General features: G+C 72.1%; 12 protein-coding genes. 7 read left to right on the forward strand and 5 right to left on the reverse strand.

The annotated features are described in order from the left end of the window. Nucleotides 1-10: 10 nt before the first annotated feature. Together AC07EG_RS36205 and AC07EG_RS36210 are read right to left on the reverse strand one after the other, a co-directional pair. On the reverse strand, nucleotides 11-1,576 hold the full coding sequence (locus AC07EG_RS36205) for a sodium:solute symporter (protein ID WP_478257775.1): 1,566 nt from the start codon (nucleotides 1,574-1,576) through the stop codon (nucleotides 11-13). Nucleotides 1,577-1,585: 9 nt separating this feature from the next. Beyond that, the gene (locus AC07EG_RS36210) at nucleotides 1,586-2,797 is read right to left on the reverse strand and encodes an anhydro-N-acetylmuramic acid kinase (protein ID WP_478257776.1); all 1,212 of its coding nucleotides are present in this window, start codon (nucleotides 2,795-2,797) and stop codon (nucleotides 1,586-1,588) included. A 142-nt stretch (nucleotides 2,798-2,939) separates the two neighbouring features. Between AC07EG_RS36210 and ftsY the strand changes: the two genes are divergently transcribed. After that, nucleotides 2,940-4,271, forward strand: a complete 1,332-nt coding sequence (gene ftsY, locus AC07EG_RS36215; protein ID WP_478257777.1) for a signal recognition particle-docking protein FtsY — start codon at nucleotides 2,940-2,942, stop codon at nucleotides 4,269-4,271. Between the two features lie 47 nt (nucleotides 4,272-4,318). On the opposite strand, the gene AC07EG_RS36220 is transcribed toward ftsY, so the two are convergent. Continuing rightward, complete coding sequence (locus tag AC07EG_RS36220) at nucleotides 4,319-5,080, reverse strand: IclR family transcriptional regulator (RefSeq protein WP_478257778.1); 762 nt, start codon at nucleotides 5,078-5,080, stop codon at nucleotides 4,319-4,321. Nucleotides 5,081-5,134: 54 nt separating this feature from the next. Between AC07EG_RS36220 and aceB the strand changes: the two genes are divergently transcribed. After that, nucleotides 5,135-6,712, forward strand: a complete 1,578-nt coding sequence (gene aceB, locus AC07EG_RS36225; RefSeq protein WP_478257779.1) for a malate synthase A — start codon at nucleotides 5,135-5,137, stop codon at nucleotides 6,710-6,712. 4 nt (nucleotides 6,713-6,716) lie between these two features. Next, a complete protein-coding gene (locus tag AC07EG_RS36230) occupies nucleotides 6,717-7,925 on the forward strand; it encodes a DUF6986 family protein (RefSeq protein WP_478257780.1) in 1,209 nt (402 codons plus the stop codon). Here AC07EG_RS36230 and AC07EG_RS36235 read toward each other — a convergent pair. Continuing rightward, nucleotides 7,915-9,348 carry a helix-turn-helix domain-containing protein gene (locus tag AC07EG_RS36235; RefSeq protein WP_478257781.1) on the reverse strand — a complete coding sequence of 478 codons (1,434 nt, stop codon included), beginning with the start codon at nucleotides 9,346-9,348 and terminating at the stop codon, nucleotides 7,915-7,917. The two genes, AC07EG_RS36230 and AC07EG_RS36235, sit on opposite strands and share 11 nt — an antisense overlap. Nucleotides 9,349-9,471: 123 nt before the next feature. Here AC07EG_RS36235 and AC07EG_RS36240 point away from each other — a divergent pair, with 123 nt between their 5' ends. From AC07EG_RS36240 to AC07EG_RS36255, 4 genes are read left to right on the forward strand one after another with little or no spacing between them, the layout of a single operon-like run. Then, nucleotides 9,472-10,359: an FAD binding domain-containing protein gene (locus AC07EG_RS36240; protein WP_478257782.1), complete on the forward strand. Its 888-nt coding sequence runs from the start codon at nucleotides 9,472-9,474 to the stop codon at nucleotides 10,357-10,359. Then, nucleotides 10,344-10,814: a (2Fe-2S)-binding protein gene (locus AC07EG_RS36245; RefSeq protein ID WP_478257783.1), complete on the forward strand. Its 471-nt coding sequence runs from the start codon at nucleotides 10,344-10,346 to the stop codon at nucleotides 10,812-10,814. Before AC07EG_RS36240 ends, AC07EG_RS36245 begins: the two co-directional genes overlap by 16 nt. Then, nucleotides 10,811-12,166 (forward strand): 8-oxoguanine deaminase, encoded by a 1,356-nt coding sequence (locus tag AC07EG_RS36250; RefSeq protein ID WP_478257784.1) that lies wholly within the window; start codon nucleotides 10,811-10,813, stop codon nucleotides 12,164-12,166. The genes AC07EG_RS36245 and AC07EG_RS36250 overlap by 4 nt, the downstream gene beginning before the upstream one ends. Next, the gene (locus tag AC07EG_RS36255; RefSeq protein ID WP_478257785.1) at nucleotides 12,163-14,385 is read left to right on the forward strand and encodes a xanthine dehydrogenase family protein molybdopterin-binding subunit; all 2,223 of its coding nucleotides are present in this window, start codon (nucleotides 12,163-12,165) and stop codon (nucleotides 14,383-14,385) included. The genes AC07EG_RS36250 and AC07EG_RS36255 overlap by 4 nt, the downstream gene beginning before the upstream one ends. A gap of 226 nt (nucleotides 14,386-14,611) precedes the next feature. Here AC07EG_RS36255 and AC07EG_RS36260 read toward each other — a convergent pair whose 3' ends face one another. Further along, nucleotides 14,612-15,193 carry a TetR/AcrR family transcriptional regulator gene (locus AC07EG_RS36260; protein WP_478257786.1) on the reverse strand — a complete coding sequence of 194 codons (582 nt, stop codon included), beginning with the start codon at nucleotides 15,191-15,193 and terminating at the stop codon, nucleotides 14,612-14,614. Nucleotides 15,194-15,204: the final 11 nt, after the last annotated feature.

Below are 15,204 nucleotides of genomic sequence, written 5' to 3' on the forward strand. Positions count from 1 at the left end.
TTTGCCGCGCTCAGGCAGCCTTGGCGGCGGTCGCCTCGGCCGCCTTCGGATCCGGGGTGCGGTGCCGCAGCGACAGCAGGCCGCCGACCACCAGCGTGATGATCACCCCGGCCAGGGTGTACCACGGGAACGCCAGCGCGACGTTGTTCCCCGCCGCCTTCGAGAAGTCGACGCCGAGCAGTGCCCCGCTGGCCTTGTCGAACTTCACGCCGAGGATGACGAACGCCATCACCACCACGGTCGCCACGAACGCGGCGATCGCGTCCGGCTGCCGGGCCTTCTTGATCAGCAGCCCCAGGAGGAACGCGCCGAGCAGCGCGCCGTAGGTGTAACCGGTGATGCCCAGCGCCTGCACCACGATCGGGTCGCTGGTCGAGGTGAACGAGGCGAAGAAACCGGCGAAGACGATCAGGATGCCGGCCCAGATGATCGTCCAGATGCGACCCTGCTTGAGCCGGTCCTCATCGGAGAGCTGCCTGCCGATCACCCGCTCGTACACGTCGGTCACCGTCGACGACGCCAGCGCCCCGAGCGAGGAACTCAGTGCGGCGGCGAGGATCCCGGCGATCACGAACCCGGACAACCCGCTCGGCAGCTCCGTCACGATGAAGTTCGCGAACAGCTCGTCGTTGGTGTTCAGCCCCAGTTGCTTGACCGGGTCCAGTCCGTTGTAGAACGCCCACAGCATCACGCCGATGAACAGGAACAGGGCGAACTGCAGGAACACCACCACCCCGGAGGCGATCAACGCCTTCTGCGCCGCACGCAGGTCGTTGGTGGCCTGCAGCCGCTGCACGATCAGCTGGTCCGAACCGTGCGAGGCCATCGACAGCACCGCACCGCCGATCACCGCGGTGATGACGGCGTACTGCCCGGTCAGCGGATTCGACGAGAAGTCGAGCAGCTGGAACTTGTTGGCGTCCACCGCCTTCGAGAACCAGCCGTCGGGCAGGTTGGCCGCCAGCACCCAGATCACCACGATGCCGCCGAGCACGTACCAGAGCATCTGGATGGCGTCGACCCAGACCACGGCCCGCACGCCGCCGAAGAAGCTGTAGACCACCATCGCGATGCCCAGCGCGATCACGATCGCCCAGTACGACACGTTCAGGCCGTACGCGCCGAGCACCACCTTGACCGGGATCGCGGTGGCGAACAGGCGGATGCCGTCCGCCGCGGTCCGCGTCAGCAGGAAGGTCACCGAAGCGGTGCCCTGCAGCCCGCTGCCGAACCGCCTGCCGAGGAAGGCGTACGCGGTCACCAGGTTGCCTGCCACGTACCGGGGCAGCAGCACGAACGAAACCACGATGCGGCCCAGGATGTACCCGATCGCCAGTGACAAGTAGGTCATGCCACCCGCACCGGGGGTGGCGATGTAGGCGACCGTGGGCACGGACAACACGGTCAGCGTCGACGTTTCCGCCGACACCACCGAAAGGCACGCCACCCACCACGAGATCTTGCCCTCGCCGACGAAGTAGTCGTTACCGGACTTCTGCCGGCCGCCGATCACGATGCCGAGCAACGGCATCCCCACCAGAAAGATCGCGATGATCGCGAGGTCGACTGCACGCATTGACATCTCCTACCGTGTTTTGCCCCGCGGCGCTATACGCAAGCGGGTAATGGCCGCGGGCAAGGGGGGCGGCGGCACCACCGGGTGCGCACCGGGCGTGATGCTGCCGAGCAGGCGCGGACCGGCGGCGCCGGTGGCGCTCGGCAGGTTCGCCGGGTGCCCGTGCCAGGTCAGCCAGCCCAGCAACGCGGTCAGGTGGGCCTCCTTCGCCGCGCGGGGCAGGCCGAAGTCGTCACTGGTCCGCAGTTCGGCACCGGTCAGCCGCGCCGCGAGCGCGTGCACCAGCGCCGGGTTTTCCACGCCACCACCGGAAGCCACCACGGTGCCCGCGTCGTGGCGGGCGCATTCGGCGGCGATGGTGACGGCGGTCAGTTCGGTCAGGGTGGCGAGCAGGTCCTCACCGGAGAGTGCGAGACCGTGGGTGTGCTCGTGCAGGTAGTCGCGGTGGAAGTGTTCCTTGCCGGTGCTCTTCGGCGCGGGTGCGGCGTAGTACGGGTCCGCGAGCAGCCGCTCCAGGAGTCCGGTGTGGACGGTCCCGGCGGCGGCGAGCCGGCCACCGAGGTCGCTGCGCTGCCTGCCTCCGGTCACGGTGGTGGCGGCGAGGTCGAGCAGCGCGTTGCCCGGTCCGGTGTCGTAGGCCAGCGTGCCTTCGCCGTTCCGCACCACGGTGATGTTCGCGATGCCGCCGATGTTCAGCGCCACCGCGGCTTTGCCGGTGTCTTCGGCGAGGCCGCGCAACCACAGCTGGTCGAGCGTGCTGGCCAGCGGGGCGCCGTGCCCGCCCGCCGCGACGTCGCGGGCCCGCAGGTCCGCGACCACCGGCAGCCCGGTGCGCTCGGCGATCCAGGCCGGCTGGCCGAGCTGCAGCGTGCCGCGGGCGCGGCCGTGCTCGACCCAGTGGAACACCGTCTGCCCGAGCGAGGCGATCAGCCCGGCGCCACCGGCCAGCTCGACCCCGGTGGCGGCCGCTTCGGCGAACGCCTGGCCGACCAGGGTGTCGAGCCGGGTGAGTTCCTCGGCGGTGCACGGGTTCGGGGGCAGCGCGGCGAGCAGCCGTTCGCGGAGTTCGCCGGGGTATGGGACCTCCGCCTCGGCCAGCGGGGTCAGCTCGACCTCGCCGTCGTCGGCGCACAACCGGGCGGCGGCCACGTCGATGCCATCGATCGACGTGCCCGAGAGGAGCCCCACGACGGTGAGGGGCTCGCCAGAACGAGCGGTCACGGAGGAGTGGTCTAGTCCCCGGCGAGGCCGGGGCGCAAGCGGAATCGTTGCTTCTTGTCCAAACCGAGTTCACTTCGGTGGAGGCTTGGCCTGGGCGCGGGGGCGGATCGGCCGGACCGGCGCCGGATGCGAGGATGACCGCGTGTCGAGCAACCTCTGGTTCTGGATCATCGTCGTAGTCGTCGTGCTGCTGGCGGTCGCGCTGGTCGCCGGGCTGGCCATCGCGCGCAAGCGCAAGATCAGCCTGGCTGAGGACGCGGCGGAGGCAGCCAAGCAGGTCAAGCCCAAGGGCGGTGGCTACCAGGCGGGTGGCGGCATCGCGCTGGCGCCCGGCGGTGAGAAGGAGCCGCACCCGGCGGGGGAGCGCACCGAGGTCGACGGCCAGCCGGGAGTCGGGGACGACGCCTCCGTGCCGCGGGACGCGCCCAAGCGCGGGATCGTCGACGTGGTCCTGCCGGACGAGACCGAGAAGCCCGAGGTCAAGCCGGAACCGGAGCCCGCGCCCGAACCGGAGCCCGAACCCGAGCCGGTCGAGGAGATCGCGCCCGCCAGCGGCCGGATCGAGCGGCTGCGCGGACGGCTGTCGAAGTCGCGCTCGGCCTTCGGCCAGAGCCTGCTCGGCCTGCTCGGCGCGGGTGACCTGGACGAGGACTCCTGGCAGGACGTGGAGGACACGCTGCTGATCGCCGACCTCGGCGCGGCGACCACCACGGAGATCGTCGAGAAGCTGCGCTCGGAGCTGTCCGTGCGTGCGGTCCGCACCTCCGAAGAAGCCAGGGGTGTGCTGCGCGAGGTGCTGATCGGCGCGCTGGCGACCGAGGGCGACCGCGCGGTGCGCGCGCTGCCGCACGGCACCGGTGAGGAGAAGAAGCCCGCGGTGGTGCTGGTGGCCGGGGTGAACGGCACCGGGAAGACCACCACCACCGGCAAGCTGGCGCGGGTGCTGGTGGCGCAGGGCCGCGACGTGCTGCTGGGCGCCGCCGACACCTTCCGCGCCGCCGCCGCCGACCAGCTGCAGACCTGGGCCGACCGCGTCGGCGCCGAGGTGGTCCGCGGCAAGGAGGGCGCCGACCCGGCCGCGGTCGCCTTCGACGCGGTCAAGCGCGGCACCGACGCCGGGGTGGACACCGTGCTGATCGACACCGCCGGCCGCCTGCACACCAAGACCGGCCTGATGGACGAGCTCGGCAAGGTCAAGCGGGTGGTGGAGAAGCAGGCCAAGGTGGACGAGGTGCTGCTGGTGCTCGACGCCACCACCGGGCAGAACGGGCTGATGCAGGCCCGCGTGTTCGCCGAGGTGGTGGACGTGACCGGGATCGTGCTGACCAAACTGGACGGCACCGCCAAGGGCGGCATCGTCTTCCAGGTGCAGCGCGAGCTGGGCGTACCGGTCAAACTGGTCGGCCTCGGCGAAGGCGCCGACGACCTGGCCCCCTTCGAAGCCGGCGCCTTCGTCGACGCCCTGCTGGGCTGACTTCCACGTCTTGGTGATCCGGGCGGCCGGCTTCGCCGCCCGGAGGTTCACCTCTCCGTGATCCGCGCGGACAGCTCCTTCGCCACCCGCTGGACCACCGGGGCGATGCGGGTGACCGCCTCCTTGGTGAGCCTGCCCTCCGGCCCCGAAACCGAGACCGCCGCCGGGGTCGGGGTGCCGGTGAGGGCGACCGCCACGCAGCGCACCCCGATCTCCTGCTCGCTCTCGTCCAGCGCGTACCCCTGCTCGGCGATCTCCCGCAGGTGGTCGAGCAGCGCGTCCGGGTCGGTGAGGGTGTGCGCGGTGTACGCGGGCGTGCCCGTCCTGGCCAGCAGCGCGCGGGCCTCGTCGGCGGGCAGCCGCGCGAGCATCGCCTTGCCGACGCCGGTGCCGTGCGGCAGCAGCCGCCTGCCCACCTCGGTGAACATGCGCATCGAGTGCTTCGACGGGACCTGGGCGACGTAGACCACCTCGTCGCGCTCCAGGATCGCCAGGTTCGCCGTCTCCCCGGTCTCCTCCACCAGTTCCGCGAGCAGCGGCCGGGTCGCGGTGCCGAACTGCACCCCGGCGTGTTCCCCCAGCCGGATGAGCCGGGCCCCCAGCGCGTACCGGCGATTGGCCTGCTGCCGGACGTACCCGAGGTCGAGCAGGGTGCGGATCAGCCGGTGGATGGTGGGCATCGGGAGTCCCGATGCGGCGGCCAGTTCGGAGAGACTTGCCTCACCCCCGGCGTCGGCCAGGCGTTCCAGCAGCTCAAAGGCCCGCTGCAGCGACTGGACGCTGCCTGGCCTGCGTTGAGTTTCCGCCATGCAGAAACTATAGTCCGCGAAATAGAAGACGTCTCCAAGTTGGGGTGTTCACACATGTCTGAAGTTCGTGTCCTCGGAGATTCCGTCGAAGGCAGCGAGGAGGTCCTCACGCCCGAAGCGCTGGAGTTCCTCGCCGGTCTGCACACCGCTTTCGCGGCCCGCCGGGACGAGCTGCTCCAGGCCCGCCGCGCCCGCCGCGAGGAAGCCGCGCGCACCGGCAAGCTCGACTTCCTGCCGGAGACCGCGCAGGTGCGCGAGGGCGACTGGAAGGTGGCCGACGCGCCGCCCGCGCTGCGCGACCGCCGGGTGGAGATCACCGGGCCGACCGATCGCAAGATGACCATCAACGCGCTCAACTCCGGCGCCAAGGTGTGGCTGGCCGACCTGGAGGACGCCAACACCCCGCACTGGCGCAACGTGGTCGGCGGGCAGCTCAACCTGCGCGACGCCATCCGCGGCGACATCTCGCTGACCACCCCGGAGGGCAAGAGCTACCAGCTGCGCGACGACGTCGAGCACGCCACCATCGTGGTCCGCCCGCGTGGCTGGCACCTCGACGAGCGCAACCTGGAGTTCGACGGCCGGGCGGGCGTCGGTGCACTGGTCGACTTCGGCCTGCACTTCTTCCACAACGCGCGTGCCCTGCTGGCCGTCGACAAGGGCCCGTACTACTACCTGCCGAAGATGGAGAGCCACCTCGAGGCGCGCCTGTGGAACGACGTGTTCACGCACGCGCAGAAGGAGCTGGGCATCCCGCACGGCACCATCCGCGCCACCGTGCTGATCGAGACCATCCCGGCGGCGTTCGAGATGGAGGAGATCCTCTACGAGCTGCGTGAGCACGCCTCCGGCCTGAACGCGGGCCGCTGGGACTACCTGTTCAGCGTGATCAAGTACTTCCGCGACGCGGGTGAGAAGTTCGTGCTGCCGGACCGCAACACCGTCACCATGACCGCGCCGTTCATGCGGGCCTACACCGAACTGCTGGTGCGCACCTGCCACAAGCGCGGGGCGTTCGCGATCGGTGGCATGGCCGCGTTCATCCCCAGCAAGGACCCGGAGGTCGCGGAGAACGCGTCGAAGAAGGTCCACGCCGACAAGGCGCGGGAGGCGGGCGACGGGTTCGACGGCTCGTGGGTGGCGCACCCCGGCATGGTCGAGCTGTGCAAGGAGGAGTTCGACAAGGTGCTCGGCGACCAGCCGAACCAGCTCCACCGCACCCGTGACGAGGTGAGCGTGACCGCCGAGCAGCTGCTCGACGTGGCGTCCACCGAGGGCGGCGCGACCGAGGCGGGGTTGCGTGGCGCGGTCGACGTCGGCGTCCGCTACATCGCTTCCTGGCTCAGCGGGAACGGGGCCGCGGCCATCCACAACCTGATGGAGGACGCGGCGACCGCGGAGATCTCCCGGTCGCAGATCTGGCAGTGGGTGCGCAACGGCACCGAACTGGACAACGGGCAGCGGGTCACCCGCGAGCTGGTGCGCGAGGTGCTCGCCGAGGTCCGCCGGGACCTGACCGGCACCGTCCAGGACGACCTGCTCAAGGAGGCGGTCGAGCTGTTCGAGGAGGTCGCGCTGGCCGAGGAGTTCGTCGACTTCCTGACCCTGCCGGCCTACGAGCGGATCAAGTAGCGCGATGGCGGACGGGCGGCTCACCGAGGACGTCTACGCGCACGTCGACGCCCGCCTCGCCGAGGTGGACGCCCGGGTCGCCGGGCGCTACCCCGGTGAGCCGCCCGGCCGCCAGCCGGTGCACACGGTGTACGTGCCCGCCGGCCGGTTCACCGCCGACCTGCCCGCCCGGTGGGGTGCGCGGGCCGTGGCCGCGCTGGACGAGCACGGTCCACTCGAGACGGACGATTCCCGCGTGCGCGCGAAGCTGGCCGCGGAACCGATCGAGGACCTGCGGATCGACTTCGAGGACGGCTACGGCCGCCCGGACGACGGCACCGAGGACGCCGCCGCGCTGGCCGCGGGTGCCGAACTGGCGGCGGCGGTGCGCGACGGCCAGGCGCCGCCGTTCACCGGCATCCGGTTCAAGGGCTTCGAGCAGGCCACCCGGCGTCGCGGCATCCGCACGCTGGACCTGTTCCTGGGCGGTTTGCTCGACGGGGGTGAGCTGCCGGCCGGATTCGTGGTGACGCTGCCGAAGGTCACCGCCGTCGAGCAGGTGGCGGCCTGCGCGGAGGTGCTCGGGCGGCTGGAACCGGCGTACGGCCTGGCCACCGGTTCGCTGCGGTTCGAAGTGCAGGTGGAGACGGCCCAGTCGATCCTGGCCGAGAACGGCACCGTCGCCGTGCCGCGGATCATCGAGGCGGGCGCGGGCCGGATCAGCGGACTGCACTACGGCACCTACGACTACAGCGCCGGACTGGGCATCAGCGCCGAGCACCAGAGCATGGAGCACCCGGCGGCGGACTTCGCGAAGGGCTTCATGCAGGTCGCCGCCGCCGGAACCGGGGTACGCCTGTCGGACGGCTCGACGAACAAACTGCCGGTGGGGGACACCGAGACCGTGCGCGCGGCGTGGCGGGAGCACCTGCGGTTGATCCGGCGTTCCCTGGAACGCGGGTTCTACCAGGGCTGGGACCTGCACCCGCACCAGCTGCCGAGCCGGTACGCGGCCACCTACGCCTTCTTCCGCACGGGCTTCGAAGCCGCCGCGGACCGGCTGCGTGCCTACGCGGCCCAGGCCGGGGGCGGCTTCCTCGACGAACCGGCCACCGCGCAGGCGCTGGCGGCCTACCTGTGCCGGGGCCTGGACTGCGGCGCGCTGGACGAAGCCGACCTGCCCGGCCTGGACCGGGCGGCGCTGGACGGGTACGTCCGCCGCGTCACCCCGTGATGCGCAGGGCCAGGTAGACGTCGACCTGGTTGGTGAACTCGGTCAGGTCGAGGCCGAGCAGTTCACCGGCCCGCCCGATCCGGTACCGCAGCGTGTTCACGTGGATGTGCAGGGCTTTCGCGGCGACGGCCGGTGATCCGGAGGATTCCAGGAAGACCCGCACGGTGTGCACCAGGTCGCTGTGCTGCGCGGCGTCGTAGTCCAGCAGCGGGCCGAGCACCCGCCGCCGCAGGGTGGCGCGCAGTTCGTCGGACACCCCGGCGAGCACCAGCCGGTGCACGCCGATCTCCTCGCCGGGGACGACGGCCACGCGGTCGTCCCGCCCGGCGCCGACCTCCAGCGCGTGCCCGGCTTCTTCCAGCGCACCACGCACCCCGGTCAGCGCCGCCGGGCCGCCGATGCCGACCAGCACGCGGTCCACCGGCAAAGCCGGTTCCACTGTGGACAGCGCGCGGGCGGCGGCCGACGGCCAGTCGGCCGGCCAGTCCCCGGCGACCAGGGCGCAGGCGTCCGCACCGACCCGGCCGCGCAGCACCCGCACGGGGTGACCGGCGAGCAGTTCGTCGAGCAGGTCACCGGCGACGCCCTCGGCGCGCACGAGCACCACGCGGACCGGGGTCTCCGGCGACCAGCCCGCCGCGGCGAAGACCTCGCCGGGATCACCACCGCCGGTCAGCACCCGGAAGAGTGATCTTTCCGCCTCGGTCCGGCGGGCCGGCGCACGCCGCCTGCCGAGCAACGCGGCGACCTCGGCGGCGACCTCGCGCCGCCGACCGGTGCCGGATCCGCCGACCACCAGTGCCCACGGCACGGTGAAGCCGTCCCCGGCGGGCAGCACGGTGTACCGGCTGTCCACCTCGGTGCCCGCGCTGAACGCGGCGGCCAGCGGCTCGGCCTCGGGCAGCAGCAGCCCGGTGCCCGCCACCACGCGGCCGGTCCCGGCCAGCACCCAGCACGGCCGGCCGAGTTCCGCGGCCCCCAGCCGCAGCAGGTCCGGCAGCGGCAGGTCCGCCGCGTGCGCGGGCAGGCGGCTCGGCGGGGACTCGCGATCGGCGGCCAGTGCCAGCACCACGCGTTCGACGATCACCGCGAACGACAGGTCGGGCGGCACTTCGAGCAGCGGGATGCGGTGGCGGGCGCAGGCGGTCACCAGGTCGCCGGGAATGCCGCCGGAGTCCGCACCCGACGCGGCCAGCGCCGCCGTGCCCGCCCGCGCCAGCGCCGCCACGAACGGTTCGGCGTCGCCGGGACCGCGCCACCACAGCAGTCCGGTGAGCACCAGTTCGCCAGCCGAGAGGTACCGGCTGGGGTCCGGCAGCTCGGTGCCGTACACCCGGGTGACCCGCCGGTCGAGCAGGTCACCGCCGCCACGCAGGCGCAGGCGCAGCTCCGGCAGCTCCAGCAGAGTCCTCACCACGGTCATAGGCTTCGTAGAAAACCACAAGCGGCGGGTGCCGCGCTCACGGAGTTTCGTGTCCGGCCACCGTTGCCGACCCGGTGCCCCCGCTGTCTACTGGGATATCCACGGAGAAGGGACGGGGTAGAAGTGGACTTCCTGCGCCCGGCCACGCTGCCGGAGGCGCTCGCGATCAAGGCGGAGCGCCCCGGCGCGGTGCCCATCGCCGGGGGCACGGACGTGATGGTCGAGCTGAACTTCGACCACCGCAGGCCCGAAGCGCTGCTCGACCTGACCGGGATCGCCGGACTCGGGGAGTGGGGTGCGGACGACGGCACCATCCGGCTCGGCGCGGGGGTGCCGTACACGCGGCTGATCGAACAGCTCGGCGGGCGGCTGCCGGGGCTGGCGATGGCCGCGCGCACGGTCGGCTCACCGCAGATCCGCAACCGCGGCACGGTCGGCGGCAACCTCGGCGCGGCGTCGCCCGCCGGGGACACCCACCCGGTGCTGCTGGCCACCGGTGCCACCATCGAAGTGGCGTCGGTGCGCGGTTCCCGGACGATCCCCGCCGACGAGTTCTACCTCGGGGTGAAGCGCAACGCGCTGGAGCCCGACGAGCTGATCACCGCGGTCCACCTCCCCGAGGCCGAGGCACCGCAGCAGTTCTCCAAGATCGGCACCCGCAACGCGATGGTGATCGCGGTGTGCTCGTTCGGCCTCGCGCTGCACCCGGAGCAGGGGCGGGTGGGCGCGGCGATCGGGTCGGCGGCACCGACCCCGCGACGCAGCCGGGCCGCCGAGGAGTTCCTTTCCGGTGAGCTGACCGACGCCGGGATGTGGGAATCACCTGCCCCGCTGAAGGATTCGGTGGGCCGCCGGTTCGGGGAACTGGTGGCCGGGAGCACCGAGCCGATCGACGACGTCCGCGGCAGCGCGGCCTACCGCAAGCACGCCCTGTCCGTGCTCGCGCGCCGCACGCTGAGCTGGGCCTGGCAGGAGTACCGAGCAGGGGAGCGTTCATGCGCGTCAACATGACCGTCAACGGCGAACAACGCCAGGCCGACGACGTCTGGGCAGGCGAGAGCCTGCTCTACGTGCTGCGTGAGCGGCTGGGCCTGCCGGGCTCGAAGAACGCCTGTGAGCAGGGTGAATGCGGGTCGTGCACGGTGTACCTGGACGCGGTGCCGGTGTGCGCCTGCCTGGTCGCCGCCGGGCAGGCGGACGGCCGCGAGGTCCGCACGGTCGAAGGGCTCGCCGACGGCGACGTCCTCGACCCGGTCCAGCAGTCCTTTGTGGACGCCGGAGCGGTGCAGTGCGGGTTCTGCACCCCCGGCCTGGTGGTGGCCGCGCACGACCTGCTGGCCAGGGTGCCCGACCCCGGTGACGAGGAGATCCGGGAGGCACTGGCCGGGAACCTGTGCCGCTGCACCGGGTACGAGAAGATCCTCGACGCGGTGAAGCTGGCGGCGGAGCGGGGGGCGAGCGCATGAGCCGGATCGCCGTCCAGGGCGTCTCGGTGTCCACTGTGGACGCCGACGGCACCGAGCACCTCGACGGCCACGTGGTCGTGGAGGACGAGCTGATCACCGCCGTCGGCCCCGGCGCGGCCCCGGACGGGGAGTACGACGAGCGCCTCGACCTCGGCGGGCTCGGCCTGGTCACGCCGGGCCTGGTGAACACCCACCACCACCTGTACCAGTGGGCCACCCGCGGCCTCGCCGCCGATTCGACGCTGTTCGAGTGGCTGGTCGAGCTGTACCCGATCTGGGGCCGCCTCGACGCCGACCACACCCACGCCGCCGCCACCGCCGGGCTGGCCAAGCTCGCGCTCTCGGGCTGCACCACGGTCGCCGACCACCACTACGTCTTCCCCGCCGACGCCGGTGACCAGGTCGAGGCGCTGGTCGCGGCCACCGGCCGGGTCGGGGTGCGCAGCCACCTCGTGCGCGGGTCGATGGACCGGGGGAAGTCCGATGGCGGGTTGCCGCCGGACAACCTGGTCGAGGACACCGAAGCCGCGCTGCTGGGCACCGAGCAGGCGATCGACCGGTACCACGACACCTCGGAGAACGCACACGTCCGGATCGCCGCCGGGCCGTGCTCGCCGTTCACGGTCAGCCGGGCGCTGATGACCGGGGCGGCGGAACTGGCGCGCCGCAAGGGCGTGCGGCTGCACACCCACCTCGCCGAGACGCTCGACGAGGAGGAGCAGTGCCTGGCCGAGGAGGGCTGCACCCCGGCCGAGTACGCCGACGACCTGGGCTGGCTCGGTGACGACGTCTGGCTCGCGCACACCGTGCACCTGGCACCGGGGGCGATCCGCCGGATGGGCAGCACGAAGACCGGTTCGGCGCACTGCCCGACCTCCAACGGCCGCCTCGGCACCGGCATCGCGCCGGTGCGCGACCTGCTCGACGCCGGTGCGCCGGTCGGCCTCGGCGCGGACGGTGCGGCGTCCAACGAGGACGGTGGGCTGGGCGTGGAACTGCACGCGGCGTTGCTCCAGGCGCGCCAGCGAGGCGGGCCGAAGGCGCTGTCCGTGCGCGAGGCGCTGTGGCTGGGCACGATGGGCGGCGCGCGGTGCCTCGGCCGGGACTCGGAACTCGGCTCGATCGAACCCGGCAAGCTGGCCGACCTGGTGGTCTGGGACCTCGGCGGACTCGACCACGCTGGCATCACCGATCCGGTGGCGGCGCTGGTGCTGGGCTCGGCGCCCCGCCCGCACCGCGTGCTCGTCGGCGGCCGCACCGTGGTGGCCGGCGGCGCGCTGGAGACCGCCGACACCGCGGCGATCGCCGCCGACCTGCGCAAGGCGAGCGCCCGGCTGCGGGAGGCGCGATGAGCACCGCCACCGAGGTGGTCACCGAGGGCGGCATCGGCAGCAGCCCGCAGCGCCCGGACGGCACGGTCAAGGTGCGCGGGGAGTTCGCCTACTCGTCGGACCTGTGGCACGAGGACATGCTGTGGGGCACCACCCTGCGCAGCCCGCACCCGTACGCGCGCATCCGGGGCATCGACATCGGCGAGGCGCTGGCCGTGCCCGGGGTGTACGCGGTGCTGACCCACGAAGACGTGCCGGGCAGCAACGCCTACGGCCTGGAGCACCCCGACCAGCCGGTGCTCGCCGTGGACGTGGTGCGCTACCAGGGGGAACCGGTCGCCGTGGTGGCCGCGGACCACCCCGAGACCGCCCGCCGGGCGATGGACCGGATCAAGGTCGACTACCAGGTGCTCGAGCCGGTCACCGACGCCGAAAGCGCCGTCGAAGGCGCGGGTCCGAGGTTGCACCCCGGTGGGAACGTGGTGCGCCACGTGCCGATCCGCCGTGGTGACCAGGCCGCCGAAGCCGCGGTGGTGGTCCGCGGGACCTACGAGGTAGGCATGCAGGACCAGGCGTTCCTCGGGCCGGAGAGCGGTCTGGCGGTGCCCGCCGAGGACGGCGGCGTCGACCTGTTCGTGGCCACCCAGTGGCTGCACGTGGACCAGCAGCAGATCGTCGCGGCGCTCGGGCTGCCGCCGGAGAAGGTGCGGCTGACCCTCGGCGGGGTCGGCGGTGCCTTCGGCGGGCGTGAGGACCTGTCGATCCAGGTGCACGCCTGCCTGCTCGCGCTGCACACCGGCAAACCGGTGAAGATGGTCTACAACCGGGAGGAGTCGTTCCACGGCCACGTGCACCGGCACCCCGCGCGGATGTACTACGAGCACGGCGCCGACCCGGACGGCAGGCTGGTCTACGTCCGGGCGAAGCTGTACCTGGACGGCGGTGCCTACGCGTCGTCGACCGGTGCGGTGGTGGCGAACGCGGCGACCCTGGGCGTCGGGCCGTACGACGTGCCGAACGTGACCATCGACTGCTGGGGTGCGTACACGAACAACCCGCCGTGCGGGGCCATGCGTGGTTTCGGCGCGGTGCAGGCGGCGTTCGGGTACGAGTCGCAAATGGACAAACTCGCCGAGGCGTGCGGGCTGGACCCGGTCGAGGTGCGCCTGCGCAACGCGATGAGCGAGGGCTCGGTCATGCCGACCGGGCAGGTGGTCGACTCCGCGGCACCGGTGGCGGAGCTGCTGGAACGGGTGCGGGACCAGCCGTTGCCGCCGGACAGCGCGTTCGACCTGCGGCGGATGCCCGGCGGGGTGTCGAACTCCACCCACGGCGAGGGGGTGGTGCGCGGGGTCGGCTACGGCGTCGGCATCAAGAACATCTGCTTCTCCGAGGGGTTCGACGACTACTCGACGGCGCGGGTGCGGCTGGAGGTGGTCGGCGGGGAGGCCGTGGCGACCGTGCAGACCGCCGCCTGCGAGGTGGGGCAGGGGCTGGTCACCGTGCTGCAGCAGATCGTGCGCACGGAGCTGGGCGTGGACCAGGTGACCGTGCTGCCGATGGACACCACGATCGGCAACGCGGGGTCGACCTCGGCCTCACGGCAGACCTACGTGACCGGCGGGGCGGTGCGGGCGGCCTGCCTGGCGGTGCGGGCTTCGCTGCACGAGCGGGTGGCGGCGCCGCTGGTCGCCGACGTCAGCCTGGCGCAGGCGCTGGGGGACACGGTGATCGAGGAGACCGTCGAATGGCGGCACCGGCCGACCACCACGCTGGACCCCGAGACCGGTGCGGGCCACGCGCACGTGCAGTACGGCTTCGCCGCCCACCGGGCGGTCGTCGACGTGGACACCGAACTGGGTTTGGTGAAGGTGGTGGCGCTCGACTGCGCGCAGGACGTCGGGCGGGCGCTGAACCCGCAGGCCGTCCTCGGCCAGATCCAGGGCGGTTCGGCGCAGGGTCTGGGGTTGGCGGTGATGGAGGAGATCCAGATCGAGGGAGGCAAGATCCGGAACCCTTCGTTCACCGACTACCTCATCCCGACGGTCCTGGACATGCCCCCGATGTCGATCGACGTCCTCGAGCGGGCGGACCCCCACGCCCCCTACGGCCTGCGAGGCGTCGGGGAACCGCCGACCATCTCCTCGACTCCGGCGATCGTCGCCGCGATCCGGGCAGCCACGGGGCGTGCTCTGGAACGGGTACCGGTGCGGCCGGAGCACTTGACCGTCGGCTTTTGAGGCGCAGGGGACGTGCGGTTCCGCGTAGCCGCCCTACACGTTCGCGCAAACACCGTCCACCCGAACCGCCACCTGTGGACAACCAGCACCAGCCAACCCCCACTGTCGGGGGCACGCGGTACGCTGGACTTGGGAACGCCCCCCTGGGAGTGGCGGGGGTATTTCTGGTGTTGGGTGCCCGCCGCCAACACTCGCCTGGTTCCGCATGGGGTTCAGCCGTCGCGCCTCAGGACCGCTGATCTCCCAGAAGGCGTTCAGCGTAGGCAACGCACGAGGCGCAAGCCGCGTCCATCGGTTCCGTGTCGCGCATGGCGCGGCAGAGGACAAAAGCCCCTTCCAACGCGTTGATCACCGCGAACGTCAGCTTCCGGGCATCGGCTTCCGAGAGGCCGAAGGCGGCGATCCCCCGCGTCCCCGCCTCGATCCAGGCGGTGAACACGTCGGCGGTGGCGAGGCGCAGTTGCTCGTTCGTGCTCGCCACCTCCAGCGCCACCGTGGCGATCGGGCAGGCGTCGGCGTAGCCGGTGTCCACCAGCATCTCGGCGGCGGCGCCGAAGAACGTCTCCAGCCCGGTGACCAGGTCCGGCGCGGGCGCGATCAGCTCGTCCAGCAGGGCGGTGTAGGCCATGCCCGAGGTCCGGATGACCTCCTCGCCGAGCTGCTCCTTGCCACCGGGGAAGAAGTGGTAGAGCGAGCCGAAGGGCGCGTTCGCCTCGGCCACGATCTGCTTCAGGCCGGTGCCGGTGTAGCCGTTGCGGCGGAACAGCTCGGCGCCGGCGGTCATGATCCGCTCCTTGGTGTTTCCCACGACCCCAGGAT

The sequence above is a fragment of the Amycolatopsis sp. NPDC045836 genome, from assembly GCF_056431745.1.

What these genes read in the sequence shown, in the direction of transcription:
- AC07EG_RS36205 (WP_478257775.1), bottom strand. Translation starts at nt 1,576, where the DNA reads ATGCGTGCAGTCGACCTCGCGATCATCGCGATCTTTCTGGTGGGGATG.
- AC07EG_RS36220 (WP_478257778.1), bottom strand. Translation starts at nt 5,080, where the DNA reads ATGGCGGAAACTCAACGCAGGCCAGGCAGCGTCCAGTCGCTGCAGCGG.
- aceB (WP_478257779.1), top strand. Translation starts at nt 5,135, where the DNA reads ATGTCTGAAGTTCGTGTCCTCGGAGATTCCGTCGAAGGCAGCGAGGAG.
- AC07EG_RS36230 (WP_478257780.1), top strand. Translation starts at nt 6,717, where the DNA reads ATGGCGGACGGGCGGCTCACCGAGGACGTCTACGCGCACGTCGACGCC.
- AC07EG_RS36235 (WP_478257781.1), bottom strand. Translation starts at nt 9,348, where the DNA reads ATGACCGTGGTGAGGACTCTGCTGGAGCTGCCGGAGCTGCGCCTGCGC.
- AC07EG_RS36245 (WP_478257783.1), top strand. Translation starts at nt 10,344, where the DNA reads ATGCGCGTCAACATGACCGTCAACGGCGAACAACGCCAGGCCGACGAC.
- AC07EG_RS36250 (WP_478257784.1), top strand. Translation starts at nt 10,811, where the DNA reads ATGAGCCGGATCGCCGTCCAGGGCGTCTCGGTGTCCACTGTGGACGCC.
- AC07EG_RS36255 (WP_478257785.1), top strand. Translation starts at nt 12,163, where the DNA reads ATGAGCACCGCCACCGAGGTGGTCACCGAGGGCGGCATCGGCAGCAGC.